At 41.8% G+C, this 25434-nt stretch carries 34 protein-coding genes; 21 read left to right on the top strand and 13 right to left on the bottom strand.

Annotated elements, in window-relative coordinates; all coding sequences use genetic code 11:
- Positions 1–11 precede the first annotated feature (11 nt).
- From LVD17_RS28265 to LVD17_RS28165, 21 genes are read left to right on the top strand one after another with little or no spacing between them, the layout of a single operon-like run.
- Entirely contained in the window at positions 12–431 is a 420-nt protein-coding gene (locus LVD17_RS28265; protein ID WP_233763766.1) for a hypothetical protein, read from the top strand.
- Complete coding sequence (locus LVD17_RS28260; RefSeq protein ID WP_233763764.1) at positions 428–913, top strand: hypothetical protein; 486 nt, start codon at positions 428–430, stop codon at positions 911–913. The genes LVD17_RS28265 and LVD17_RS28260 overlap by 4 nt, the downstream gene beginning before the upstream one ends.
- A gap of 1 nt (position 914) precedes the next feature.
- Positions 915–1142: a hypothetical protein gene (locus LVD17_RS28255; protein ID WP_233763762.1), complete on the top strand. Its 228-nt coding sequence runs from the start codon at positions 915–917 to the stop codon at positions 1140–1142.
- A gap of 12 nt (positions 1143–1154) precedes the next feature.
- Positions 1155–1556 carry a hypothetical protein gene (locus LVD17_RS28250; RefSeq protein ID WP_233763761.1) on the top strand — a complete coding sequence of 134 codons (402 nt, stop codon included), beginning with the start codon at positions 1155–1157 and terminating at the stop codon, positions 1554–1556.
- The gene (locus LVD17_RS28245) at positions 1553–2338 is read left to right on the top strand and encodes a hypothetical protein (protein ID WP_233763760.1); all 786 of its coding nucleotides are present in this window, start codon (positions 1553–1555) and stop codon (positions 2336–2338) included. The genes LVD17_RS28250 and LVD17_RS28245 overlap by 4 nt, the downstream gene beginning before the upstream one ends.
- Positions 2331–4013 carry a YncE family protein gene (locus LVD17_RS28240; protein WP_233763759.1) on the top strand — a complete coding sequence of 561 codons (1683 nt, stop codon included), beginning with the start codon at positions 2331–2333 and terminating at the stop codon, positions 4011–4013. Before LVD17_RS28245 ends, LVD17_RS28240 begins: the two co-directional genes overlap by 8 nt.
- A 49-nt stretch (positions 4014–4062) precedes the next feature.
- Complete coding sequence (locus tag LVD17_RS28235; protein WP_233763758.1) at positions 4063–4503, top strand: TIGR02594 family protein; 441 nt, start codon at positions 4063–4065, stop codon at positions 4501–4503.
- 13 nt (positions 4504–4516) lie between these two features.
- Positions 4517–4711 carry a hypothetical protein gene (locus tag LVD17_RS28230; RefSeq protein WP_233763757.1) on the top strand — a complete coding sequence of 65 codons (195 nt, stop codon included), beginning with the start codon at positions 4517–4519 and terminating at the stop codon, positions 4709–4711.
- Positions 4695–5141 carry a hypothetical protein gene (locus LVD17_RS28225; RefSeq protein WP_233763756.1) on the top strand — a complete coding sequence of 149 codons (447 nt, stop codon included), beginning with the start codon at positions 4695–4697 and terminating at the stop codon, positions 5139–5141. The genes LVD17_RS28230 and LVD17_RS28225 overlap by 17 nt, the downstream gene beginning before the upstream one ends.
- On the top strand, positions 5138–5623 hold the full coding sequence (locus tag LVD17_RS28220; protein WP_233763755.1) for a hypothetical protein: 486 nt from the start codon (positions 5138–5140) through the stop codon (positions 5621–5623). The genes LVD17_RS28225 and LVD17_RS28220 overlap by 4 nt, the downstream gene beginning before the upstream one ends.
- 35 nt (positions 5624–5658) lie before the next feature.
- Positions 5659–6054 carry a peptidoglycan-binding domain-containing protein gene (locus LVD17_RS28215; RefSeq protein ID WP_233763754.1) on the top strand — a complete coding sequence of 132 codons (396 nt, stop codon included), beginning with the start codon at positions 5659–5661 and terminating at the stop codon, positions 6052–6054.
- Positions 6054–6482 carry a hypothetical protein gene (locus tag LVD17_RS28210; protein ID WP_233763753.1) on the top strand — a complete coding sequence of 143 codons (429 nt, stop codon included), beginning with the start codon at positions 6054–6056 and terminating at the stop codon, positions 6480–6482. Before LVD17_RS28215 ends, LVD17_RS28210 begins: the two co-directional genes overlap by 1 nt.
- Position 6483: 1 nt before the next feature.
- Positions 6484–6729, top strand: coding sequence for a hypothetical protein (locus tag LVD17_RS28205; RefSeq protein ID WP_233763752.1), 246 nt, complete (start codon positions 6484–6486; stop codon positions 6727–6729).
- Positions 6726–7100, top strand: a complete 375-nt coding sequence (locus LVD17_RS28200; RefSeq protein WP_233763751.1) for a hypothetical protein — start codon at positions 6726–6728, stop codon at positions 7098–7100. Before LVD17_RS28205 ends, LVD17_RS28200 begins: the two co-directional genes overlap by 4 nt.
- A 32-nt stretch (positions 7101–7132) precedes the next feature.
- On the top strand, positions 7133–7495 hold the full coding sequence (locus tag LVD17_RS28195) for a hypothetical protein (protein WP_233763750.1): 363 nt from the start codon (positions 7133–7135) through the stop codon (positions 7493–7495).
- Entirely contained in the window at positions 7492–7848 is a 357-nt protein-coding gene (locus LVD17_RS28190) for a hypothetical protein (RefSeq protein ID WP_233763749.1), read from the top strand. Before LVD17_RS28195 ends, LVD17_RS28190 begins: the two co-directional genes overlap by 4 nt.
- On the top strand, positions 7787–8179 hold the full coding sequence (locus LVD17_RS28185; protein WP_233763747.1) for a hypothetical protein: 393 nt from the start codon (positions 7787–7789) through the stop codon (positions 8177–8179). Before LVD17_RS28190 ends, LVD17_RS28185 begins: the two co-directional genes overlap by 62 nt.
- Positions 8180–8183: 4 nt before the next feature.
- Entirely contained in the window at positions 8184–8687 is a 504-nt protein-coding gene (locus tag LVD17_RS28180) for a hypothetical protein (protein WP_233763745.1), read from the top strand.
- Between the two features lies 1 nt (position 8688).
- Positions 8689–9012, top strand: a complete 324-nt coding sequence (locus tag LVD17_RS28175) for a hypothetical protein (RefSeq protein ID WP_233763744.1) — start codon at positions 8689–8691, stop codon at positions 9010–9012.
- Complete coding sequence (locus LVD17_RS28170) at positions 9009–9170, top strand: hypothetical protein (protein WP_233763743.1); 162 nt, start codon at positions 9009–9011, stop codon at positions 9168–9170. The genes LVD17_RS28175 and LVD17_RS28170 overlap by 4 nt, the downstream gene beginning before the upstream one ends.
- Positions 9160–9690 (top strand): M15 family metallopeptidase, encoded by a 531-nt coding sequence (locus tag LVD17_RS28165; protein ID WP_233763742.1) that lies wholly within the window; start codon positions 9160–9162, stop codon positions 9688–9690. Before LVD17_RS28170 ends, LVD17_RS28165 begins: the two co-directional genes overlap by 11 nt.
- Here LVD17_RS28165 and LVD17_RS28160 read toward each other — a convergent pair.
- From LVD17_RS28160 to LVD17_RS28100, 13 genes are all read right to left on the bottom strand, one after another.
- Complete coding sequence (locus tag LVD17_RS28160; protein ID WP_233763740.1) at positions 9638–10273, bottom strand: hypothetical protein; 636 nt, start codon at positions 10271–10273, stop codon at positions 9638–9640. The two genes, LVD17_RS28165 and LVD17_RS28160, sit on opposite strands and share 53 nt — an antisense overlap.
- 11 nt (positions 10274–10284) lie before the next feature.
- Positions 10285–11013 carry a restriction endonuclease gene (locus LVD17_RS28155; RefSeq protein ID WP_233763737.1) on the bottom strand — a complete coding sequence of 243 codons (729 nt, stop codon included), beginning with the start codon at positions 11011–11013 and terminating at the stop codon, positions 10285–10287.
- A gap of 211 nt (positions 11014–11224) precedes the next feature.
- Positions 11225–11647: a hypothetical protein gene (locus LVD17_RS28150; protein WP_233763736.1), complete on the bottom strand. Its 423-nt coding sequence runs from the start codon at positions 11645–11647 to the stop codon at positions 11225–11227.
- Between the two features lie 173 nt (positions 11648–11820).
- Positions 11821–13551 carry a hypothetical protein gene (locus LVD17_RS28145; protein WP_233763734.1) on the bottom strand — a complete coding sequence of 577 codons (1731 nt, stop codon included), beginning with the start codon at positions 13549–13551 and terminating at the stop codon, positions 11821–11823.
- Between the two features lie 158 nt (positions 13552–13709).
- A complete protein-coding gene (locus tag LVD17_RS28140; RefSeq protein WP_233763733.1) occupies positions 13710–14168 on the bottom strand; it encodes an AAA domain-containing protein in 459 nt (152 codons plus the stop codon).
- Complete coding sequence (locus LVD17_RS28135) at positions 14125–16818, bottom strand: AAA domain-containing protein (RefSeq protein WP_233763732.1); 2694 nt, start codon at positions 16816–16818, stop codon at positions 14125–14127. Before LVD17_RS28135 ends, LVD17_RS28140 begins: the two co-directional genes overlap by 44 nt.
- Positions 16819–16877: 59 nt before the next feature.
- Positions 16878–17708 (bottom strand): DUF5677 domain-containing protein, encoded by an 831-nt coding sequence (locus LVD17_RS28130; protein WP_233763731.1) that lies wholly within the window; start codon positions 17706–17708, stop codon positions 16878–16880.
- A gap of 40 nt (positions 17709–17748) precedes the next feature.
- Positions 17749–20268 (bottom strand): DEAD/DEAH box helicase, encoded by a 2520-nt coding sequence (locus LVD17_RS28125; protein WP_233763730.1) that lies wholly within the window; start codon positions 20266–20268, stop codon positions 17749–17751.
- On the bottom strand, positions 20265–21158 hold the full coding sequence (locus LVD17_RS28120) for a HamA C-terminal domain-containing protein (RefSeq protein ID WP_233763729.1): 894 nt from the start codon (positions 21156–21158) through the stop codon (positions 20265–20267). The genes LVD17_RS28125 and LVD17_RS28120 overlap by 4 nt, the downstream gene beginning before the upstream one ends.
- 13 nt (positions 21159–21171) lie before the next feature.
- Entirely contained in the window at positions 21172–22410 is a 1239-nt protein-coding gene (locus LVD17_RS28115; RefSeq protein WP_233763728.1) for a PIN domain-containing protein, read from the bottom strand.
- Positions 22411–22702: 292 nt separating this feature from the next.
- A complete protein-coding gene (locus tag LVD17_RS28110) occupies positions 22703–23353 on the bottom strand; it encodes a response regulator transcription factor (protein ID WP_233763726.1) in 651 nt (216 codons plus the stop codon).
- Positions 23337–24140 (bottom strand): sensor histidine kinase, encoded by an 804-nt coding sequence (locus LVD17_RS28105; protein ID WP_233763724.1) that lies wholly within the window; start codon positions 24138–24140, stop codon positions 23337–23339. The genes LVD17_RS28110 and LVD17_RS28105 overlap by 17 nt, the downstream gene beginning before the upstream one ends.
- 665 nt (positions 24141–24805) lie before the next feature.
- Positions 24806–25294 (bottom strand): hypothetical protein, encoded by a 489-nt coding sequence (locus LVD17_RS28100; protein ID WP_233763722.1) that lies wholly within the window; start codon positions 25292–25294, stop codon positions 24806–24808.
- Positions 25295–25434 lie beyond the last annotated feature (140 nt).

The raw sequence follows: 25434 nt of genomic DNA, 5'->3' as shown, positions 1-25434 counted from the left end.
AAAACCGAACTATGCTATCACAAAAAAATTACGGACTTACAGGACAATCCGATATAGATTTTGACTACTTCTTATGTGGAAAAAAATGCAAGAAGCGAAAGAAGGAAAAGCGGGAAATACGGTTTGAGCGCCGAAGGTTAAAGAATGACGAGCGGCGGGCAGATACCGAGCGTACGCGTATGGAAACCATTTTGATGAAACAGTCCATGATGCCCACGCAAACGAGCCAGCCTCCCATGCAACAGCAATCGGCACCGTCTGCCAATTCCCAACCCCAACAAACAAACCAGGCCGGCACGCCCCAGCAGGCAGGAATGGGAAACAACACTTTATTTATTGCGGTGGGTGTACTGCTGATCGGGGGATTTGTATGGACACAAATGAATGCCAAGACCAGGCCGGTAGCAGCCATTAAAACCGCCGCAGCATGACAGTAATGGAGCCACGCATATACGGGGATTATGATGACTTCTACAGGGATGATGTTTTGTATGACCATTTCCTAAAGAAGTTCCGCAAGAAGATCAAAAAACGAGGGCTTTTCAAAAGCATCGTTCGCCTGGGCGCGCCCAGCCTGATGCTCAAAAAGAAGCTGCTTAAAAAGAAGCGCAGCCAGCAAAAGGAAGAAAAATCACAGTCAAAAACAAAGGGCAAAATAGTAAAGCTGGGGATCAAGTCGGCCACCAGTGCATCGAAAGCCGGCCCCGCCATGGAGCTTGTGCGCCCTACACCTCCAAGGAACAGGGAAATGCAGGCCACTATGCTTGCTCCGGAAGCGAAATTGGATAGCCAGCCGGAGCAGGAAGACAGCCAGCCTGCTGGCAAAAAGACAAATCAGTATATCCTGATCGGTGCTGCAGTGGGGGCAATAGCCCTGGTAGTGATGGTCAAACGAAAGAGAAATATGCAATGATATGGGCATACTGGCGCAAGCGATAGAACAGGAAGTGACAGGAGATGGAGAACTGCCAACAGGTTTTCTCTTCGCATCGGTAAAGAATGTCGGCACTGGCACAGTCCAGGTAAACGGTGTTGCACTTGTAGTGGGCGAGGCCAAAAGTTATCCGTTCGTTGGCAAACCCTACCAGGCCGTCCCTTACCAGGCAGCAGGTTCAACCCTCAGGATTTTATATACCCTTTAAAACAGACAACCTATGATAACAGGAGAAACAGAATTTTTAATGATGCGAGATCCGGAAGACGGCTATGACAACTTTTTATTCTTCGGAAAAAAAGCCAAAGCCCGCCGCCAGGAAAGGAAAGCGCAGCGCCAGGCCGAAGGGCGAAAGCCCGGACGGGGACTTATGGATTTACTCAGCTCCCCGGGGCTGGGCGACACGATCAATAATGTGGCAGGCCTTTTTACTAAAAAAGGCAGTGAAACCCCTTCGGATTACCAGGTGTCGGTTGGAGGTGCCGGATATGACGATAGTAACGACGAGGAACCCAAGAAAGACAACACCATGCTGATTGTCGGAGGTGTCATTGTAGCCGGTATTTTAATCCTTGGCTTTACCCAGATCAAAAAGAACAAAACCATACAGCCTGCTTTATGATCATCCCGATACCTGCCAATCACAAGCGTTTTACCATCAGGCTGGGCATTACAGTCCGCAAGCCTGTAGTTCTGGGCATTAGGGCTTACGACCCTTCAAAACCCAACAGTCATTATTTTAGGCGAAAAGTGGCCTTCAAAAGGGAAGCCTTTAGCGGGAAAGAAGCTTTCAGGGAAATAGATATTCCCATGCCTCTGTCCCCAAAAGCCCTGGAGGTGGAACTGTACAACAAGCGCACCGGTGATGACACTAGTTTCCGGCTCACCGGTTTTGATGTCCACAAGATGATACCCGCCCAGGTGTGGGCGCAGCCGGAGGTACATCGCTTCATAGACTTTGCGCAGAAGTTTTCGCAGAAGGCCGGTTATACACCCGTTGGTTTCCACCACAATAAAGACAGCGAGTTTTTGATCCAGTACCTGCCTGAGATCCTGGACGATGCCGGCAGGCGATTGGTTACCCCTGCCAGGACACATCGGGCTACGGGGCGCATTCAGGTCTCCCAAAAGCTGTTCAGACAGTTTACCGTTCCTATCAGGTTTTTCATCCTTCTGCATGAACGGCAACATTTTGTGATCCCTACACGCGAAGAAAAACCTGCAGACCTGGCCGCCCTCCAGATTTACCTGGATATGGGCTTTCCCCGGATCGAAGCCGTGTATGCCGCTACCAAGGTGTTTGGCCTGCATCCTGAAACCGTAGGGAAAGCCCATGTCACCCGTACACGCGACATCATAGACTTTATCAACCAAAATGCTCGAAAAATAGAAGCCCATGGATAGGAACCTCAAAAAAGGACTTATACTGATGGCCTCTCTCGGGGCAGGCTTGGTTTGTTCCCTGGCACTGAAGAAGGACGAAGAAAGGCTGGCACCAACCCGGCGACAGATAGATGTAAATGGACAGGAAGATGCCTATAACCTAACCTGTACACCCGATCAACGAAACGACCAGCTTGTCAGCGACCTCAAAAGGTATGGAACCAAGCAGGGTGTGATAGATGTAGCAGATTGCCAGCCCCCAAAAAAGCTTAGTCACATAGAGCAGGCAGGTGCCAATATGTTGTCAGCATTCCAAGAGCGCCGTGCCCTCAAGAAGAATGCCTTTAACCTGGGAGATGATATACGCACTACGCAATTAACCCTGACAAACGTTACAGATCAGCCTGAGGAAGTTACACTTTGGGGACAGGGCGATAACCCCGTTCTGGAAAGGATACCTATTCAGGCAACCATCATAACCGGTGTTCACCCACAGGATGTTGCCTTTAACCCGGTGAACGGCCTGGCTTACGTTGCCAACCAGCTCTCAGACAGCGTATCGATACTCTCAGATATCGGAAAACTAGTGGCTACCATTACATTGGAGGATACGTATCCAGGTGTTGTTTCCCCCGTGGCATTGGCCATTCATGATAACCCTGCCAGCCCTGATTTCGGGAAAGTCTATGTGGCAGGATCGGTCTCTGATACTGTTAGTGTCATCAATGCCAACAATGTGCAGACTGCTACCATTCCTCTGGATGCACAACGGCCCGTAGCCCTGGCATTCAACAGGGTCAATAATAAACTTTATGTCGCCTGCCTGGTCAGCAGGAAAGTATTGGTTATGGACGGGCACACACATCAGGTAGTTGAGAGTCTTGAATCCCCTGAGCCTCCCATTGGCCTGGCTGTAAGCCCGGACAATGGAGATGTGTTTGTTACTTATTCAGGAAGCACGAGCCTTGGAATTTATAATAAAAGCCATTCCAGAATAGCTACAACAGAAGGCCTGCCTGATAGTGCTAGTCACCTGGTATTTGATGCGAATGCAGGATGCCTTTGGGTAGCTTCAAGTTCCTCGGCCACCCTTGTTAGCATTGATGTAACAACTTATCAAATCCGTTCGGAAACGGAGGCCGGGAACAATATTCTGGCTATGGCCTTCAATCCTGAAAACGAAAAGCTATCGCTGACTGACGGGGCTTCTTTGAAAACGCTGCAAGCAGATGGTTCCTTTAGTGAGGACTTGGCATTAGAAGCCGTCAACGCCCTGGCTTTCGATAGCTCCGGGGCAGTATTGACTACTTCTCAGGAGTTAGGAAGTGCTACGGTTTCATCAGGTAAACCACCAGTGGTGATAGATGCAGATTATGCCGAAAAAAACAGGCATTTCCGCCACGCACCTGCCGTTATCGAGCAGGTCAGGTTTATCATGGACATGCACCAGCGCGTCCCCACGTTAACGGCCACAGAAAAAACAATCTCCGGAAAAGAAAAAGCTTTCACCTTTTCACTGGAAAAATACCGCAGCACCAGGCATTTCCAGAACATCATTACCGTGCCAATGAAAGGCTTCAAACTCGATGGGCACTCGTTCTGGCAGTTTCATTTACAACCCGGACAGACGGCCACCATCCTGGTTTCTTACCGGCAACTGGACAGCTATGCCCTGATCCCAAAGGAAACCGGATAGGGAAAGTATTCAAAGCTCACAAACTCAACATAATTCAATAACAACAACAATGAACAATCAACTCATTAACATCGCATTGAGCCAGTACGGGGTGCAGGAGCAGCCCGGAAGGCTTCACAATCCTACGATTATAAACTACGCCTGGGAAACAGGTTTCAGGGGCATCATTTCAGATGAGACCGCATGGTGTTCCATCTTCATGAACTGGTGTGCCATGAAGGCGGGGCTGCAAAGGTCGAAAAAAGCCAATGCCCGGTCGTGGCTACACCAGGGACAGGTGATCCATAGCGAACCGCAGCTTGGTGATGTCGTGGTTTTCTGGCGCGAAAGCCCCTCAAGCTGGAAAGGCCATGTAGCCCTGTTTATCAGCTATTCCGAAGACAAGCGCTACATCTATTGCCTTGGAGGAAACCAGAACAACAAGGTTTGTATTGCTCCTTATCTGGCTTCCAAAGTATTGGGGTTCCGAAGGCTTCAAAAAGTAAAATAAAGATCCGGGGTTTATGAAAACTATAGCAGCACTGGCCGTAGGCTTCTGGCTTGGCAGGCAGGGTTACATCAACTATGACCGCCAACAGGCTTTGGAAAAGGAAGCCATAATGAAGAGAAAGGTTAAGAAGATGCTTGAAGAAATGGGCTTATCCAAATCGGACATCACTGAAAAGGTAAAGCAAATAGAATATGGCAACAACAATTAAGATCGGTAATAAAACCTTTGTGATCCCTGAGCCTGACAGCCCTTGTGATTTATGGCGCGGGTATTATGACAAGCTCAAAAGAGAAGTAGGTACAGATAATGCCAGGACAATCTGGCTGGTCACCTGGCAGGCCAATGGCTCCAGCTCATGCACCACCAATGGGGACTTCAACAAGTGGCTGACCAAAAACAAGCTGGATGTATCCTCTGCCGCTTCCCGTGCGGTAGCGGATATCACCAGTATTGGCGATAACATCCTCGGCTTTGGCAAAGGGCTGACAAAAACCCTGTCCATTGCCATTCCGGTTACGCTTGCCGGTGTGCTGGCTGCTATTCTTTACATATTGTTCAATACGGCAAAACGAACGGATGCGGTTGATGTGGCGATGCTAGCCACACCCCAGGGAAGGTTAATCAAACTACTGAAATGAGAATAGATAAAGACACACTTAAAATCACCGGGATAACAGCAGCAACGCTATTGGCAGCTAGCTTATTGCTGACCTGGAAACGGAAGCAGCAGGACAAGCTGGCCTCTAGGCTTTTGGAAGAACTGCAAAAGGAAACCAACTCCGGATCAGCAGGACTCTCGGCCAGTGAGGCCTTTGATATTCATTACAAGGACAAAGTACAAAAAGATGTCGGGGGCAAGATCATAGTACTTACCCAGGAGGCCGCCAGGCGATATGCAACGGAAATACAGGATGCCTGGGGGATTATCAATGACGATGAGAACAAGATATATGCAGTCCTGAGGAAGCTGAAAGACAAAGTACAGGTCTCCCAGGTCAGCCGTGCTTACAATGACCTTGATGGCAACCTGATCGATGTTTTCTATGATCGCCTGTCCTCTTCGGAGATCAAAAAGGTGCTGGAAATAGTCAAAAACAAACCTGCTTACAGAAGGCCTTGACAAAAGCAATAACAAGATTTTAACCAATAACAACCATGAAAAACGAGAATTTCAAAATAGATAACAACCTGCTCTGGATTGGTGGCGGGGTGTTAGTAGCCGCTACGCTAGGGGCTGGTATATGGTATTACCGAAAAAAGAAAAGGGAAAAGGCCGATGATGGATATGCTACTACCTCATCAGGTCAAAGTAAACAAACTTCATCAGGCTTTAAGTGTGTGAGCAATGCCTACCCATTGAGCTATGGAACTTGTCACCCGGATGTTGAGATCCTTCAGAGGGCATTGAAGAGAAAAGGCGCTTCATTGGGCAGGACAGGCAAAAACCGGGATGGCGTGGACGGCCAGTTTGGAAGGCTTACGGCCACAAACGCTAAAAAATACTTTGGCAAGGACAGCTTTAATGCCACGGACATTAAAAACCTGAAGTAATGACTAGCAAACAGATTTGGATCATGACGGGCATAGCCGCAGGATTGGCAGGGATCGGCTTGTATGTGTATTACCACGACCGGGAGGAAAAGCAAAGGGTTGCCCGGCAACTTACAGCCTCTCTTGCGCAGTCGGTACAAAACAGCACTCCCAAACCGGTTCCTTCGCCAGGCACTAGTGCCCCAACAAAACCTGAGCCTCCCAAAGGTGATAGTTTCCCTTTGCGTTTGGGCAGTGAGGGCAAACGGGTGGAACGCCTGCAAGTGTGGTTGATGCGCAATTTTGGAGGTGTGGGGACCGTAAGCGGGACATTTGATAAAAATACCGAAGAGCGGCTTCTACGCTACCTGAAAATCCGGGAACTGGACGAAGCTACTTATAACAAATACAAGATGGAGAGACCTGTCTACGAACAAATAATCAAGTAAAATGGCTCAGAACAAGAACATAAAAGACTACCTCGATCGCCTAGTGGGCGAGGAAGGCATGAGGACAGATGTCAATATCACCATGACAACACAAACCATGATCACCCTGGCCGTAGGACTGGTCACTGCCGGGGTCTGCATTGTTGTCGTGGCTAACCTCATGAAAAACCTTATCAAGAACCACCAGTCCGAAGAAATCAAGTCAAGGCTGGAAACGATCATTCAACATCTAAAGCAATTGAAATGAAAGCAATTAACATGATTGCCGGAGTGGCAATAGCCGGCGGGGCAGGATACCTGGTATGGCGGCATACTTCGGTGGGCAAACAGGTAATGAGCAAATGGCTCACCCGCAAGTGGCTGGAGTCTGCCGGGCAGGAGGAGGTAAAACTCGACAAGATGAAAATGGACAAGGCTATGTACCAGCTCACCTATAAAGACCTGGAACTGCTGGCAAGGTACACCATGCTTGACATTATGGACAAACAGCGCACCGGAAGCCTGGATGAAAGGACAAGGCAGAAAGGCCTTAAACTCTACAAACAGATGGAAAAGAACGGAACCTTTAAAAGGTCGGATGTCCGTGAGTTGGGCAATGTCCTTTTCCCTGTTCGGTAAATCAATTTTTCTTATAACCAATAACAACAATTATGAACACTGAAATTTCAACATCTCTGGGAGGCCAATTGATCCGGTACATCATTGAACTGGATTGGGCCTACATTTTGACTTTTATTTTTATCGCCTATTGGATCAATAGCGAAAAGGTAACTTCCTGGATTAAAAAGCTTACCGGATTGGTCGTCCGGACGCGATACAGGGTCGCTGCCCTGGGGCTTATTTACGGCATGATCATTTTTTATCTCAGGGGTTACGACCGCTCCGGGATAGAGCTGCTGTTCCGCTCTTTCATCTTTGCCCTGGTATTTCATAAGCTGATTATTGATGCCATACTCTCGTGGCTCGCACCCGGTCATAAGCATGAAGATGAACAACCAAGTGAACTGCCGTGAGCTGGTTTAAAGTCATCATACTGACGGAGCTATTGGTAATAGTTTCCCTTTCGGCCTGGATCTGCAGGCCGAAAGAAACTACTGACTTTGAAGACCTGGACACCTATCAAAAGGCCTTACAGCATGAGATAGATTCTCTCATTCAGGTCAACCAAAAACTTGACAAAGAGGTCGCAAGGCTTAACACTAAATCTGACAGTTTGTACCAGGCTGCGCAAATCACTAAAAACAACATTCAAAAACTCAAAACAAGTAGGAATGAAAGGATTAATGCTATTGATAATTTCGGTCATGATGAGCTGGTCGGCTTTTTCTCAGACCTTCAGTTTAGAACCCAGGATCCTGAACGCTGACCAGGATACGCTTTATTGTTTTTCCAGGCTGCAAACCAGGGAAATCGTCAAGCTTATTGAATATGGTTTCTATACAGATTCTGTCAGCCGTATGCTGGAACAGCATATTGCTTTGCTGGAATTTGCCTTCAAGGCCAAACAGGAGGCATATAGCTTGCTGGAAACAAAGAACTACAATATGGGGCTGGTCCATGCCCATCAGGAATCGATTATAGAAGGACAACTCAGTTTTATCAAGGCTCAAAAAAGGGAAATAAAAAGGCACCGGCGGCACAAATTTATCCTCATGATCGGTGCAGGGGTTATTGCAACGACAGCAATTTTAAAGTAGCAGCATGATTGGAGGTTATCAAAGTGATGTCATTATATCCGGAGGAAATAAAGTCCTCTTTAGAGACCATATAAGCCATGGGGTTCCCCACGGATTGGGGAAAAATGAAGTGGAGCTGGGACAGCCTTATGTACTAAAGCCAGACAGTTTTCAGATTAATGATGGCATCCGGATATATGCCAATGGTACGTTCAGCCCTTTTAATAACAAAACCATAAGGCTGTACATCGGCGATGAGGAAGTGGTCTCTAACATCAATGCACCTGCTGCTGCCGGTGATTTTGTGATGGAGGCGGTGCTTTATAAAACTTCGCCTTTCCATGGCAAAGGCTGGGCGACACTCCTTATCAATAATCGTGAGGGGGATGTCAGGGCTATTAACCTGGTATTGCAAGACCCGGACAGCCCGGCAGGTGCCGAGGATAAAGTGATCAGGATAACAGGCCAGAGCAGCGTAGAGCAGCCGGGAAGTGTCACCCTGGCAAATCTAATCATTGAAAAGATCTGATATGGACTACATTGAACTCGCAGGGATCGTCATTGTCATCGCGACCGGTTGCATCAAGATTATCGAAGCTATAATTAAAGACCAGGTAGAAAAACGCATGAAGCTGGAGAAGGAAAAACTCTCCGGATCCCACACGGGTGACAACCTGGTTAGCAATTGGGTACAATGGTCACAAACCCTTGAAAAAAGGGTAAAAGAGGCCGAAGAAACCATAGGAACCCTGCAAGAGGTCATTCAGTACCAGAAACTAAAACTTATGGAAATGGAAGACCAGAATAAAGCGCTTCGGGGTGAACTACAAATCTTAAAAAGCAAATCAAAATGAAAACAAATAGTAAGACCGAACTCACTATAGCCATTCTCTCAGGCACATTCCTGTTACTTTCAATTGTAAGGGTGAGTATTGACCTATACAAGGCCAGCAGGAAACCTAAATGTACTTGCGGGCAGAAGGATAAAACTCCGGAAGGCCATGCAGGTTAAGCGTAAGTACATTTATGGAGCCGGGGCAGCTTGTTTTACGCTTGCCCTGGTTGCCTATCTTTCCAGGGAGAAAATCTATAAGCATTTTGACTATAAGACCAAATTTCTTTTGCAAACGCTTGATCCTGGTTTTCGAAAGAAGGTTGAGCGTTTCTTATCTCGTGCGGCCAAAGAAGGGATTGAACTCCGGGTGACTTCTGCTAACCGTACTTGCCGGGAACAGGACGAGCTGTACGCCCAGGGTAGAACAAAGCCTGGTAAAATCGTCACTAACGCCATTTGTGGTAAGAGTAGCCACAATTATCATAAAGCTGTGGATGTGGTGGAGTTTGCGGGTGGTAAGCCTTTATGGGAAAACCCTCGCTGGGAGCATATAGGTAGGCTTGGCGAAAAGGAAGGCCTCGAATGGGGTGGCCGCTGGAGATCCTTCAAGGATCGTCCGCATTTCCAGGATTTAGGTGGGAGGACTATTGCGCAGCTTTATCGGGATTTTCAGAGGACGGGGAGGTTGGTGGCTTGAAGTTAATTACTGAAACATTGATGTTAGTCTGGGTCATGCTATGAACCAGAGTATCTCCGATATTTATTTCTATGTAATATTGCCCGAGTGGGAATGTTGAGTTAAACAGCCTTCCTGTGTAGTCAATGGCAACAATATCAAAACATAGGTATGCAACTTTATCACCATATTCTTCGGTTTTAAAAACTGATTTATTTTCAAGAAATGCATAGCCTTCAGCACATAGCCTGAGGTTAACGGTCTCAACGGGTGGAATAACAATTGGTTTCTTTTTAAATGAATAGCTATTTCCTCCATCACATAAGCTGTTATTTGATGATGTTAGAAACATTTCTAACACAGTCACTGGCCTGTTGCCATCGTTAATCAACAGAATGCTAAGGTCGGTATTGAGAAGTAACTGCTCACCAATATAATTTTCATCTTCTCCCAAAGTTATTACCCCATCTACCTGTGTATCGCGTATTAGAATTCTTAAGGCAGATTTAGCATAGAAAAAAGAAAAGTATAGAGAAACCGCAGAAATTAGTAAAGCTAGAACTGCTATCAAATCAACTCCTTTGATTTTTACTTTAATTTTCATAGACAGATCGTTCACCAATTTAAGTAGTCTCTCACCCACTCCAATACATCATTCCGCTCCTTTAAATCCAACAGAGTACCCACTTTTAACTGCCTTTTTTTTGCTTCTGAAGAAAAATAAGACGTTGTGAAAAACATTCCCTTATTAGCATTCTCTTCTTTTACAACATCGCAAAAACTTCTTATCATATCTATTCCGACCGGACGATCCTTACGATGGCGCTTGCATTCCACTAGGAATTTTAACGGCATACCTGCAATCTTACTAAGAGCCAAAATATCATATCCTCCATCTCTTGTTTGCTTGGTTAAGTTTACCTCAAACCCTTTTTTAAACAGCATCTCAGCAATTATTTCTTCAAACTTAGTTGGATCTATGGTGTTAAGAAGTTCTTCATTTTTATAAATATCTGCAATAATAATTTTTGTGCTATTTACTACTTGAATAACTTGGTCTTCCTCAACTTCTTCGAACTGACCGTCCAACTGATACTCGTACCCCAACAACGTTGATAAATCACCAAAATACCGTTCAGCTTTAAAGAAATCAGACTTATCAATGAGGGTATATAATGGAGAAAACTTTATGTCAGTAACCATTCTGCTTGCACTAAGTATATCCTTAAATGGATTTTCCAATCCAAGTTTGTACATATTTAGCGCAGTGTAGTCCATCACCTTGATCGGTTTGAAAAGCTCCCGTATTTTTCTCTGCTTTTCTAAATACTCATATATATCCATAGAGAGGTAATATACAAAAAAATCTTTTCGATATGCCGGCTATTCTTGCTCACGAAACCATGTTAAATGAGCAATTGACTATTTAATTAAAGACAACCTGATCAATTTCTATTGCCGGAAGCGCATCACTGATCTTATACAGATATTTTGCTAACTTCATTCTTCCTACACTCTTTATACGTAGCATTGTCATTCTTGATTTTTTAAGTATCTATAATTCACCCAATCCACTTAACCTTGCCAGTAGCCTTGCTCTTCTAGAAACAAATGGAAGACCGCGTGCCCGAGCTTGTTCATATGGTATATCTATATTTCTCAGAGTGTATTGATCTGCCGTAATATCCTTAATATGGTTATAATTCGCTTTATCCACCTCACCGTCTTCATTTCTCCTCCATAAAAAATAATGTGTTCCTTGATTCCAATGATCGGGGTCTTGCAAGTAATTGACTTGCCATGTATGAGAGGCCCCGGTTAACCGGTATAAAACCTCCGAGGCAGCAAAGCAAAACCCAGTTGAATCAATCCCACTTTCGATGTTTTTTTCATACCAACCTATATCAAGAACTTGTCGCTTTATGTGATCATTAGAAAAAGCCTTTCTTAGCGCTTGTATAATGTCATTTTCATTCATTTAGTTATGTGTTATGTTATTCTACCAAAGGCTTTAAATATCTAGTATAAAATTAGTAAGGAATTTTATTTGCTTTTGAACGATGACTATCCAAAAAAACGAGAAATTATCGCCTAATCTTTAATTATTTAAAATAAAACAAGCTGACTTTCGTGAGATAATCGGCAAGACATTTATTTGATCAGTCCTTTCCCCAGTTCAAGTTCACTAAAAAGAACTTTCACAAAGCCACCATCAGCTTTGTACCTTTCCAGGTAGCTTGAGCATAGGTTTTCGAAAGGGTCATTCAAGGCAAACGTTTTGTCTTCAGCGTTCTTTCTGAACCTTTGTTTATTTCGTTTGTTCAGTTCATGAATTGTTATGTCAATTATTTTATCAAGGGATAGCTCCTTTTTTTGCAATTGGTTTAATCTGCTAATTAGAAAATCAATCCCGATAAACGACAACGGTTTAATCTGCTTGAATTGCAACTTCAGATCCGTACCTGAAAGTTGATTTTCAAATCCTTCTTGTAGATATTTTGCTATTCCGGGGAGTCCGAAATGAGGATCGGTATAAACAATTATTGGATAAATTACCAGATTCCTGGTTTTTATACTAAGCTCGTCATAGGATTCATTTTCAAAAGGTTTTGTCTTCAGCTTATGAAGCTGTTCGACCAATTGGTAGGTGCCTTTCCTTTTTGGTTTATCAGTATTATACTTCTTATCAATTTCCGCTTTTATACGGTCATAATTTTCCGAATCGATAGCTTCAGCCGAAAAAAACGCATCCTTAAGCTCAAAAAGAAAGATTTTTTTAGCATTTCGCACGTAAGCATCTGGGTGACCATCACATTTATCGTCATCAAAGTTGATGACGATATGCTTCTTTTTGAAGCAGCCTTTTACAAGCTTTCGAAACAAATATTTCTCAATGGCTTCCTGGCTAATGTACTGTTTGAATGAGGGAAATGTGTTAAATTTCTTTTCTTCCTTAATCCCCGATCTTTTATAGAAGTCAAATATCAGTCCATCATAGATCTTTCTTGAAAGAAAGTCCCAACTAATTATCAGATAATTATTTTCATCAATTTTTATTAATGGCTTTTCCCTAAAACCTTTGAAATTGCTCCTAACAGTTGGATAATCAGAACTGTATTTCTTCAGATTTATGCATAAGTCTTCATAGAACGAAATCCAGTAAGCATCTGCTTTAATTGAAAAAGGTTTGAACTGTCCGTTCCCTGTTCCTTGCTGTGCTAACTGAAGCGTGTTAGCAAATCGTAAGATATAGGATAGTGAATTCGTGTCGTTGAAGCGCCCGACAAAACTGTAAACGTATTTGGCATGCCCCGCCTTAAATTCGAGAGCATCAAAAAAGCATTTGGATTTTACAATAGCCAAAAAATAATTATAGGGATGATTGAGCAAAAGTTGACCAATCATCAGAGGCCATGTATTTTTTCTGAAAAAGTCATCTGGTGAACTGGTATTCAGAGCAAGATTTGCAGAACCATATACTCTGGATGATGCCACTAAATAGGCTTTAAATATATTTAACTCCTGTTCAGGTGTTGTATCTATAAATTTTGCATCCTCATGGTAGTGATGTAAAGATAGGTGCAGCAAATGGATGGCCAAATGGGTAGAAAAAACGTAATAACCGTCTGATCCCTTACGAGCATATTGCTGCATTATTTTTTTGTAAATAGCCTGCCGGACTTCATTGCTTTGCCTGCGGAGAATAAACGTTAAAATTTTTCCCTGAGATTTGATGCTTTCCTGGTTGAGATATAACTCTCCATTAATCACAGAAACAACACTAGCAATTACGACTGATGGTATTCCGGAAATAAGAGCAGAAAATTCCGGAGCGTTCCCTCCAAAAATATCTTCGTATGTTGGAATGATTCCGATTTTCATTTTAACCTTTTTGATGAATAAATTGCTAATGATTCTTGTCGTAGCATAGAATTTACACGAAAGATTTTGTTGCAACTCCATGTTTTAACTCTGTCAACATGGTTAGCTATCACATTATCAATAGGTTTACTTTCAACTGCTGCCACGGCCGTTTATTTTTATTTATTATTTACATTTGTGCACTCTACGACTCCCAACTTCTTTAATTCTCTGAAATACGGCTTATTCAGCCATATGTTCTGATCGCCTACAGCTGCGAAGCGATGTTTGGCTCGGGTAAGGGCAACATTTAGCAAGTTTGGTTTTTGAGAGGCCCACAAGGCAGCGCCCTTTGTCCTGTCATCGAGCCCGAGGCAGAGGATCACTCCCGCAGCCTGTTTGCCTTGGAAAGTATGGACTGTACCTATGCTTTTATTCAACCATTCCCATAGCTGACTACTTCCAACATTAGGCTTGTACCGTTTTACCGCGAAAAGCAGCTTAGGATAAAGAGAGGTTTTTAACTTATATGCGACTTCACTAAAAGGACTGATCACAAAAACATCTGGAAAGTCGCGGGCATGATGTGTCTCATTAAGAATAATTTCGTTTGATAACAGTGGCCTGGTTGCTGACAAAGTGCCGCCCTTCTACTTCCCCCGTGCAATGGATGAAATTCGTCTCAAAAAGAATATTGGGATTTGTGACAGGAGTAGATTGATACATTGTATTAGCATAAGCGATACTGTTGGCAATATCAAACATGGGGCTTAAACACCTCCTGTGAACAAGCAATGGTATTCCGACCCACACTGGCGCATCATCTGAGCTGAGTGTAGCGCCAAGTGGATTGATCCGATCCGCCAGTACCTGTACCGAAAGAGAATTGTTTATATTTTCCTTAGTTAGATTGTAATACTTGCTGATATTATTTGTTAATGTCGGAGCTATCGTCACCACTGGTTCTATTTGCAGCGGATCTCCAACCACCGCCACACGTTGGGACCGCCAGACCGCACCCGCTGCTGCCTGTGGCACGGCCTGGCCAGCTTCATCAATAAACAGCCAAGGAATATCTTCTTTATCCAGATCACGTAGCATACTTTGAATAGAGGCAAATGTGGAAGAGACCACGGGAATTACGAGGAAGAAGGTATCAAACATGGCCTTTACCTGTTGTTTAGTCACCTGCAAAGTTCCTTTCAGATATTCAAAGAAGGCCGCCATGGTATGTAATATGCCATTATTGGTGGAATTGGCCCGGAGAATGAACTTTTCATGAAGCTTCATAGAACTTATGAATAATTCAGACTGGAGCTGTTTAAACTTATCTGAGTACCAGGGACAAGCTTCTTGCACAAGTTTTGTTTCAATTGCCAGCCAGAATTCTTCGTCGGCATAGCTGTTTCCTAAATACTCTCTAGCTTCCCTTGTTTTAGTTTCCAGTAACTCATTCTGACGCTCCAGTTTTTCCAAATCCCCCTCGTGCTTGTTCAACTCCTCTAGGTTTCCACTAGCTTTTAGTTTACTTTCCTCACACAAACCCTCGTGTATTTCTAAATCTTTTACGAGGCTATTATAATTTAGAATTACTTTCTCAAGCGTCTCATTATAGGCTCGCCTTATGTGTCTGTTAAACCAGTATGTGAAGAAACCTGGTTTCGCAGCCTTTACAACAGACAGTTCATTCAGGGTGTTTGATTTCATCCTTTTCAGGCCATTCACTTTACTTAAAAGTGACTCCACCTCTTTATCTAGTTCCCGTTGCTGTTCCTGTAAAACCTTATACCGACTCGTTGTCTCATAAAGAGCATCTTTAACATCTAAAAAATGTTCATATTCCCTTGTAATACCCTTCAATGTCTCTCTTTCCTGATCAACCAGCTGCTGTTGCCTTCGAAAGTCAGCAACAGCCTCATGCCATTGAGCTTGTGTAATGTGATTATTCTTAAGGATTTCCCTCAGGTTATTTTCCTTAAACCAAAGGCTGTTAACCAACTTGCTGCGATTGTCGCTGTTACCTAAAATGGCAGCTATTATACCCCAGTATTCATTATCGAGACAGCTTTCTGCCACCTCCTTGAAATAGGACACATCCTTCTCATAGGGTTCAATCTCTGCTTTCAGAGGTAGTTCTTTTGAAATGTTCTCAACCGCTCCATTGTTGCTTGAAGCAATTAATATGCCTCCACGTGTAAGATTTTTGTCCAGCTGATAGATGTACGGAGAATAGTTCTCACTGATTGTAACTCTGCCCATTTCAGAAAGGGCTTCTTCCGGATCTTCTATTTTAGATAATGCCTTGGCTCGCTTTACAATGATAGGAGCAATTACATCCCGGAGCAGGGTTGTTTTACCCGTTCCTGGAGGACCGTTTACAGAGTAAATTCCAGATTGGTTTGCTCCTGACAAATTATTAAAAATAGTGTTGACTGCAAACTGTTGCATGAGGCTTAGCTTGAATGCAGATGGCCAGCAGCCATCTGGGTAATTCTCAGGTTTAAGGACTTCTTTAATTAAACTTATGTCCTTAGATAAATCGGTTCGCCGCGTGTTAATGTGGTTCATGCAACCCTTTAGATAATCTAGAAATGCTTTAGGTGACTTCTTGGGTTCAAATTGATCCATAAGTCTTTCTAAGTCTCGTATATAGAAGCTGTTTAGCAGATCTGCTGAGGAATTTTCTATAACATTTTTGGATTTGCGGACGAGTTGAGCAGTAATATATATAGTCTGATCCAATTCAAGGGGGCATGCGACTTCCTTTGATATTTTTCCTGATAAGGCCAACAACATGCTTATGTCCATAGGAAGTACTTCTTCGATGAACCCGTTATTTTGATCGCCCTTAATCGCATTAAGCAGGTCTTCCAAGTAACTCTCCACTTTTGTTTCCACTTCGTGGAAAGCCTCCACCCAATTAGGTGCATTTAGTTTGCCCTGCTTTAGTTGTCCTAGTGCCCAGGGCAGGGTGGAAATGCCCAACGAACCTCCTTTATATCGACCCTGTTCATCTAACTTCAGAGAAGCTGTACAGAGTCGATTGCTACGTTGATTAGGTTCTTCATTCCTATCTCTAAAAAACTCTTTGATAAAGACATTTACCTTAGCCTGCTCCGTAATGCCGAGGTAAATAGTATATTCAAGCGTCATCGCTTCACTAGATGCTTTTAATGGCCTTGTCCAGGGTTCTGGTGTTACCAATTCTGAACTTTCCTTTGGTAGTGACGCTGGACTGAAATGTTCAAGCTTATGCCAGCAGGCCAATACGTTGCTGTATTCTTCCATGTATTAATCCTCCACCATTAACGTGTGAACATGCCAGTCAAAATCTTGAAGTTTTTTTCTCATAGCTCTGCAGTTGAAAAACGTTTGAAATCGGCAGTAATAGTCTTTAGCTTCCTTTTATCGATCAAATCAAGACACTCAGGAAACAATGCCGTCATGTCCAGAATTGCTGCCATTAAGTATTTAGTAATTAATTGTATAGCCGTGGTGGTATATGCCAGCTCTACTTCATTTTCAAGGCCTCTTCCACGTATATTAGACTGCGTGTAAAATGCCCACGGAGTAGAATGAACTTGATTTGAGAAGAATCTATATAACGGCTTAAATTCACTAGTATCATGGCCTATACGTTTAGCTATTTCGTCATTCGAAAGGTACTTTGCCCGTACTCCTTTCAGAACACCATTCTGCTTTTGTTTATCCAATTTTTTAAAGAAAGGATGGGCCTGGAGTTTTTGTTTGTCTATGGGAAGATTCGTCTCAAAATCCTTCAAAAGGGGATCAGAAGGGTCGCATTCGTTAAAGAATTTGTACTTTTCATTGTTCAGGTGGAAGGTTAGCAATAACAGCCTGAATTCACGTTCGGGGCTCTCGATAGAATCGACGGCGATATAAAAAAGAGCATAATAATTTTCAACGAAGTTTCTCGTTAAAGAGGCTATTGAAAAGAAATCCCAGAATACCCTGTCAGTCGGAAACTGTCTATTATAGGGCATCAAGCGTATGGCGCTCAAACAGGTCATGTTTAACCTATTGAACAGCTGGTGTCCCCTGACCAAATGCCAAGGAATATTCTTTTTACCAGCGGTTGCCTCTGAAATGTCTAGGGCAAAATCGTGGTAATTCTGAAGTTTATTTAGCTGTTCTAAATATTCATTTTTTTCGGTCATTATTTTTGTTTGGTTTTGGGCTACTTGGTATTGTTAAGTATCAAACAACAGCTTCTAACTGAATACGCCGCCAGTAATCCACATCATCTTTAACTTCTCGCAGCCGGTTAATAATTTGGTTTTGCTGATTGATATCACTCAAATTAAAATTTCTGAAATATTGATTGTTGAGGCTAATGGCCGTTTCTCGTGGTATATTCAGCTCTATCATTTTTCTTGTTATAGGCATATATGCACCGATTTCTATAAAGCGCAGAAACATGTTCCCGGATGCCTTAATATCATAAATAGGTTTGAGCAGCATAGGTAGGCCATATGAGATATCCCTTTGTATCAGCGCTATCCTGTCATCTATTTTATTTGAATTGTCGAAATAAGCTGTACTTAATATTTGCTTTAGTGGTGTTTCTTTCATCCACTCCTTCGCAGTAATACAAGCAGAATAGAGTAGCCCTTCCGCAACGTTAAAATACCTTTGATAATACTGCGGAAATTCATTCAAAATTTGTGTAAGGAGAGTAGTCAGCTTTTGCTCAGTATTAATCTCGTTTATAGCAGTAGGGATATTATAGAGATTGCGTCTTTGGTACAGTGCATCAAGATCTAAAGGATCCCAATATCGGTTTTTATAGCACAGATCATGAGGAATGGAAAGTTGGTTCTGCAGGTAGTCGTAAATTTCCTGTAGTCGATCTTCACCTATATCAATGCCCACGGTCATCAAACGTTGGAAGGAGTTTTCTTTATGCCTAAGAATATTCTGACGGATGTACGTCATTAAAAATGCATACTCTTTATTATTGTCATTCTGGACAACATTTTCTGATAAGCCCTTTTGAATTTCCTTTTTAAATTGATTGTATTTTTCACCATACCCGGACCGAAGCATTTTTTCCGCTTCAGGGAATAGCTCGGCTTGTTCGGAAGCCCGTTCAAATGAATTCTCTTCCAGAATAAACGTTCTTCCAATGAAATCTTTTAACAGTCGCCCGGCGCGGCCCCTTAAATTAGCAATCTCATAGTCAGTTAATTTTGGTTTTACCCCCTTTTCTGCCCTAATTGCCAAATCAGGATTTCTCATGATTACATTTTGTGCTGGTAAGTTCACTCCTTGCATAAGTGTTGTCGTACAGACTACGTTTGATATTGTTTTATTGCGAATAGCGTGTTCCACAACAGCCCTAACATGTGATGGAGTTTTGCCATGGTGGTAGACAATTCCTTTAGGGATCGTACTGCACATGTCGTAATCGTTGTGGACAGTTTCCTTGATGTAGTTGACTAGGCTGTCGACCTCGTGGAAGCCTTTTGTTGGTTCCTTTAGCTTAGCTAATTGCACCGCCGTATTTCTGGCTTGTGAGGTAGTGGGGGAAAATATAATGTTACGCGACTGTTCGCCCAGATTGTTGGTAAACGCTGACAGATACTCTATAAAATCATTCTGGTACCGTGCTCCACCGTAACCTTTTATTAAATTAGAATTTGTAATAGTCAACCGGTTTGGCTTCGTTAGTACATCCGAATATTGGTTAAAGGAGTAACTGCTGCCTTTCTTGGATATAGCATAGGTGAAACTTGCAACGGGAGAATCGTTGGTTTTTTCTTCGTCAACTTCTCGTTCGTCGAATATTTCAACGCCAAGTTGCTTTAAACCCTCAACCCTGGGACCAGAGAGGATGGTTAAGTTAGTTGTGGTTGAATGCCTGAATTCAATCAACGTGTCATAGAGCGTTTTTGCCCGTTGATCTCCCTCAAACGGCACCTTTTCTATATTTTGGATTTCATCAACTACAAGAACTGCTACATTTTGGAATGGCTGTTCAGTTTGTGAAAAAGCAGAAATCGCTTTTTCCTGGGTTAAAATATATACGCTATCCTGCTCAATATCTTCGGAGTTGTATGTTGTGCAAATTTTATAGCGGGTAAGCTGAAACGCCTTGAGTTGGGAATTGAAGTCAGCAGAAACTTGTGCCACAAGACTTAAGGTTGGTACTATATAGATAATACTTCCGCCATTTTTCAATATCAGATCAATACACTTTAGCAGTATAATAAATGACTTTCCGGCCGAGGTGGGAGCCGAAACGCCCAATAGTTTAACCATATCAAATTTATCCCAAACGGATTTTTGGAAGTTGGTGACAAGGAATTTTCGGTTGCCAACGAAAATCTCATGATTTAATTGATGGATGGTAATCGCGAATTGATCGATGAGGCTATTGGTGCCGCCATATCTCCCGGTTCTTTGATCGAATTCGGAATCTATCATTATGGAGGAGGGAGGAAAGCCAACCCTGCAAAGTGTTACGATAAGAAAATCTTTGAGGCCTTCCCAATGATTTTCCCGGTACGTCCACAATATTGCAGCAGCAATAATTACTACCTTGCGGTTTTCGCTGTCCCTTGATAACTCATCCAGTAGGGCGACAGATCGTTTCATCAATGCATCATCTATCTTATTGCCCTTTGTTTCGACCAAACCCAGTTTGTCTGCAATCGCCTTATGTTCGATTGAGAGTAGTTCGCTAATTACCTGGCTATGTGCTTCACTAAGTTTCATGTTGTAGAGCCGACACGGAGTTGAAATGCATCTAATAACTGCTCTAAACTCCAAATGGGAAAAATGATGTAATTTATACGCCTCAATATTTTTTCATCAACAGCGTCAAAGCACTCCCTACCCAAGCTTTTACATCGATTTTCTATCACGGTTTTTATTGATTGCTTAATCTCAGTTTCAGTCATTCCATTTATATTCTCTGTTTCATTATAAGCTACCAAACAAATAAGTTCAAATTTTACGTTTTTTAACTTACCAGCTTTGTAATCCCTTGCAATTCCTTCAAGTTCTGGTTCTATAAAGTCGCCATAAAGGTATAATTCTAATTCTTTATTGAAATTCGTGACAGTGGTAACTATACTATCCAGTGACGTTTCAAAGGCTTTACGAAACTGATAATCACTCCTATAACATTTAGATTCACCTAGATATATTACATTATCCTCACCTTCTTTTTTGTAGTGAATGGCATCTGCACCAAAGCGTTCATGGCCTATGGAAGTGGTAATTCTTTGCTTTCGTAGTAAAGGTGCCGCTTTGAAGAAATATTGAATAAAGTTAAATAATAGAAGTTCACCAAACTGTCCTTGGGGATGTCCAGGGCGGAATTTTGAAAACGCCTGTGTCGTTAGGAATGTGTAAGCATTTTGGTGGTCTCCACCAGTTTCCTTAAGACGCTCATTCACTATTTCTTTTGTAATCTGCTTGTTATAGACCCAGTGAGTTACAGTGGTAATAAGCTCAGTAAGGAAGTCATGAGTTCTGTCGCTAATATCGGTCCAGTTAATAGTAGAGCCAATATGCTCTTTTTGGGGTTGAATACCAAAATCCTGATGAAACCAATAGATGTGATTTAACAGTAGTTCGGTAGAACTTAGTAGTTCTTTCATTAGTATATTATTATCAATTATTAACTATTTTATCATATTCCTCACAATCCTCACAAAGTCCAGCCTCGTTTACAGATGTTACGCGGTGCCCACAGTTATTGCATCTGTGTGCTTTAATAACTTCATACCCTTGTTGATAAATGAAACCTTTTCTATCAATGTCTGCATGAACAATCAGCATGTTGCCACATTCTGCAGCACATTCTATAGTGGTATTGTATTCGTCTATGGGTGTCAGCTCACCACAAGTACATTCCATATATTCGGCACCACACTCAGTGCATTCAGCAGTTCTTATTTTCGTCATAATTGATTTTAGAGAATCTTGAGCTGCAGTTTCAATATCGATACCTGGAAATTGAAGGGCCAATTGATCTTCATCGATAAATTCCTTATTTGGATCAACAACTTCAAAGTATTCAGAGAATTCAACAGTCGGAAAATTCATACTGTCACAAAATTTACAAAATAGCCTTTCATCTATGTGCTCTAGGAAGCGTGCTTCATCATCAGATAGAAACCGTTCTTCCAGTGAATCAACAAGTTGACGTAATGTGAAGTAAAATTCGGTATTTGTTTTGTTCAAGAAAGGTTCCAAATCTGGATGAATAACTTCTTTTTGTTCGGGTGATGAAAAATCTCCCTTATTGCTGGACACGAAAAATGATTCTGGAAAGAAATAGTCTTTACCATTTACCTCCTCAGGTAAAGGATGCTTGTGATTCTCATTAATAAATTCAATAGAGCTTAATAAAATCACAGCATCAGCCATGCTGTTTTTCTTATCTCCGATAAACGGAGCTTTTTTCAAGAGTGCCAGGTCGGTTGCTTCAATTTTACACTTGTCCGATATGGGTATCTTAATCGTTTGTTCCAGTAAGAACTTTTCGACTTTCTTAATGTGGTTCTTATGCTTTTTCAGTTTCTCCTCATATGCCTTCTTCAAGAGTGACTCTAGCATAGAAAATTCCTTAGGCTCATCCTGAATAAATCCCTTAATGGCTTTAAGCGTCTTCCTGTATGAGTTATATTTATCTCTAATATTTTTGATTTGGCTTTCGACTGTGGTCTTATTTCTTTTCCATTCTTCCAGCACTATGTCATTGATTAAAAAAACTATGCTCCCATCAGAAGTACGTCTTTCTATAATGTCAAAAACCTTCAAATGAAGTTCATCATACTTATTGGACAAAATGTTAAAACCATTTGAAAGGTGTATCCAATTATTAGTATCTAAGAATATGAACCTCATCGGCCAGTGTAGCTTTTATTAAAAAAATTAATAAATTTTTATTATTCATCAAAAATATTAGCAGTTTCTCAGCTATATATAATCGCTTACAATCAACGACAATCAGGTGCATTTAATCTAATCATCGCACTTAATAATAACCTCCTGAACTTTCCCAACAGTACGAATTACTTTGCAATGGTCATTTTTCAGTTTCCGTGCGGAATTTAAAGCTAGTAAATGCAGAACAACTTTGTCAATACCCAACCTTGGGTATTTTTGAGTTCATGTGTTGTGTTATTTGACGTTATGATCAATATTCAATCACCCCATTTTTGATCGCCCACAAGACAAGTCCAACTCTACTTTTTATATTAAATTTCTCAAAAAGCGACATTCGATAGCCGTCTACTGTCTTAGGACTGAGACACATCTGATCGGCAATCTGGTTATAGGTCATTTCCGAACAGGCGAGTTTGAGGAACTCTCTTTCTCTATCATTGATGTCGTAAAAATTGCTTTGCGTGCCTTCATTTTTTAAGGAATGGATCAATTTACCCGTAACAAAATCGGTATAGTAATAACCTTTAGCATAAATCGAAGCTAGGGCTTCTTTAAATTCACTTGGCTCGGCATCTTTGCATAGATAACCTTTAATACCCAGCTTTAGCATTTTTACTACTGTCTCCTCCTTTTCGATCATACTCAAAACCAAAATGCGAATGTCAGGAAAGTGTTGAGAAAGCCATTCCACCGTCTCAAATCCGTTCATTTCCGGCATATTAACATCCATTAATATTATATCGGGAGGATCTTGGCTATCCAGTTTTTGCTGCAGGTCAAGACCATTATCAGCTTCAAAGACGACAACATAAATATCAGAAATGGATTCGATCAAACTGCGTAGTCCACCACGGAACAGTTTGTGGTCATCTACTAAACCAAGCTTAATTGTCTGCTTCATTGGCCAGAGGGGTGTTAATTATTATTTCGGTTCCGGTGTTGACACTGCTATTTATTTGTAGGTCTGCACGTATCAATTTAGCCCGTGTCTTCAGGTTCATGAGGCCTGATCCTCCACTTTTGAGAGCTTTATCAATATTAAAACCAACACCGTCGTCTTTAAAAGTTAATTTAAGAAAATTACCAGATAGAGCAACCCCAACGGATATACAAGTTGCGTCACTATGTTTGAGTGTATTATTCAGTATTTCCTGGGACATGCGAAAAAGTATAATTGTTTTATTGGGATCAAGCCGTACATTTTTTGCGTCACCCTCGAACAAAACCTTATGTAGTCCGAGCCTTTTAATACGCTCTATTTCATCTTTCAGACCCTCTAATAATCCTGTATTAACTACATGATCACTGTTCAATGAAACACTGAGACTTTTAATATCTGATATCAGCTTTCTAATTAAGTTTTTTGTCTCATCCAGCTTTTCTTCGGCTTTTTCTCTAGCATTCAAGTCTATGATACTCAGGTTAATCTTTATCAGACTGGCTATCTGTCCAAGATTGTCGTGCAACTCATATCCAATGTGTTTTAGTGTCTGTTCACGTATTTCAAGCTGTGCCTCCAGCAGGTTCTTTGAGAATTGCTCTTTAATTTGCTGCTTTTCAAATTTGTGTTGTTGGTGCTTTCTTATAAATACAAGTGTGAATGCCACAATAAAGGCGCATAGGAGAAAAAACAATAATGAACCAGCAGTGATGGCAATAACTATATCCGATACAGGAAATTCTTTCATGGTCGTATGGGTTTTGTCTGCCTTCTATAGTCACTGTAAAAGCCAATTAAAAATACCAGATACATAATGGTGTTGAATACATCATGTATAATCCAGAGATTTTTAAGTAGACTGTCACTGTTAGCCATAATATAGTGCCACAACCCAAAGATTAGCATAGTACATGAGGTATAAAGAAATAACCCCAGAAGAAAGAGTAAATATGACCTTTGAGTACGTAGTAAACGATCATCATTTTCATAAATGTCCAATACACTCAACAATATCCAGGAGGTATAAACAAGATTATTAAAACAGAGCCATTCGGTAAGGAACTTGCTTTCAACGCCCCAATAACTGATAGAGATTACTCCCAACAAAAGACAAAGAACACCTAATATTTTGAAGATTTGTTGTTTCCTGATTGTACTGTAACTTCTTCTAAAAAAGAAGTACAAGATCAAAAGCTCTAATCCGACATTAATATTATAAAAAATATTGAGAGCAGGTATTCGCCCCAAAAAGGCCCTTGCCAATTGGGGAATACAGGCTGCTAAAACCAAAAGTAGTATCAGCCTAGACTTAACTGTAAGCCTGGTGTAAAAGAAGCATCCTGCCACAGCCGGTAGCAGGATGCTCCAAATGGATATTTTATTTATGATGTCCTGGATACATAAATTTAATATTTATTTTTTAACCTTAAATACTAATTTTTCCACTGCACCATCTCTACTTTTTAAGCCTTCGACCCGTTTCAGTTTGGAGACGACTGCCCTTGGAGGGTATTCACTTGCTGGCTCAACGGCAACGTATTCATCAGATTTTACTCCCACTGGTGTGTCGGAAGTACATCCGGCCACCACGACCGTGAATGATCCCTTGCCAAATTGTGAATATTGGGGATCTACTTTAGGATGAGCCCCAAGAACCACTATCAAATGAGTGACACCCGGCCTTAACATTTTCAAGATTTCATCCTTTTCAAATAGAAAGCCATTGAAATCGTTAATATCTTTCTTGAATGTGACAAGATCCTCCCTCGACAGACCATCGGGAAGTTCAAGGAAAGACATGGCCATTTTAGTTTTAATAGCCTTGTAAGTACCAATTATTTCGTTAGCTGTAGTCAGATTTATTGGTGCAAAAGCCTTTTCTAATGTGTTTTTGTTTGGCATGATAAAATTGTTTTAGTGTAACATTTCATCAAGTTAAGCTGAGAAATAACAACAAAATACCAACAACACCAGAAACAGGATAATTATAACAGCTTTCAGGGTTTTTCCTATTTGATTCTCAGGTGTTTTCCTCTGGAGGG

Origin of the sequence: Fulvivirga ulvae, assembly GCF_021389975.1 — a bacterium.
Taxonomy (GTDB): Bacteria; Bacteroidota; Bacteroidia; order Cytophagales; family Cyclobacteriaceae; genus Fulvivirga; species Fulvivirga ulvae.
Note: the sequence above shows the minus strand (reverse complement) of the source record. Positions and strands in the feature narration are given on the sequence as shown.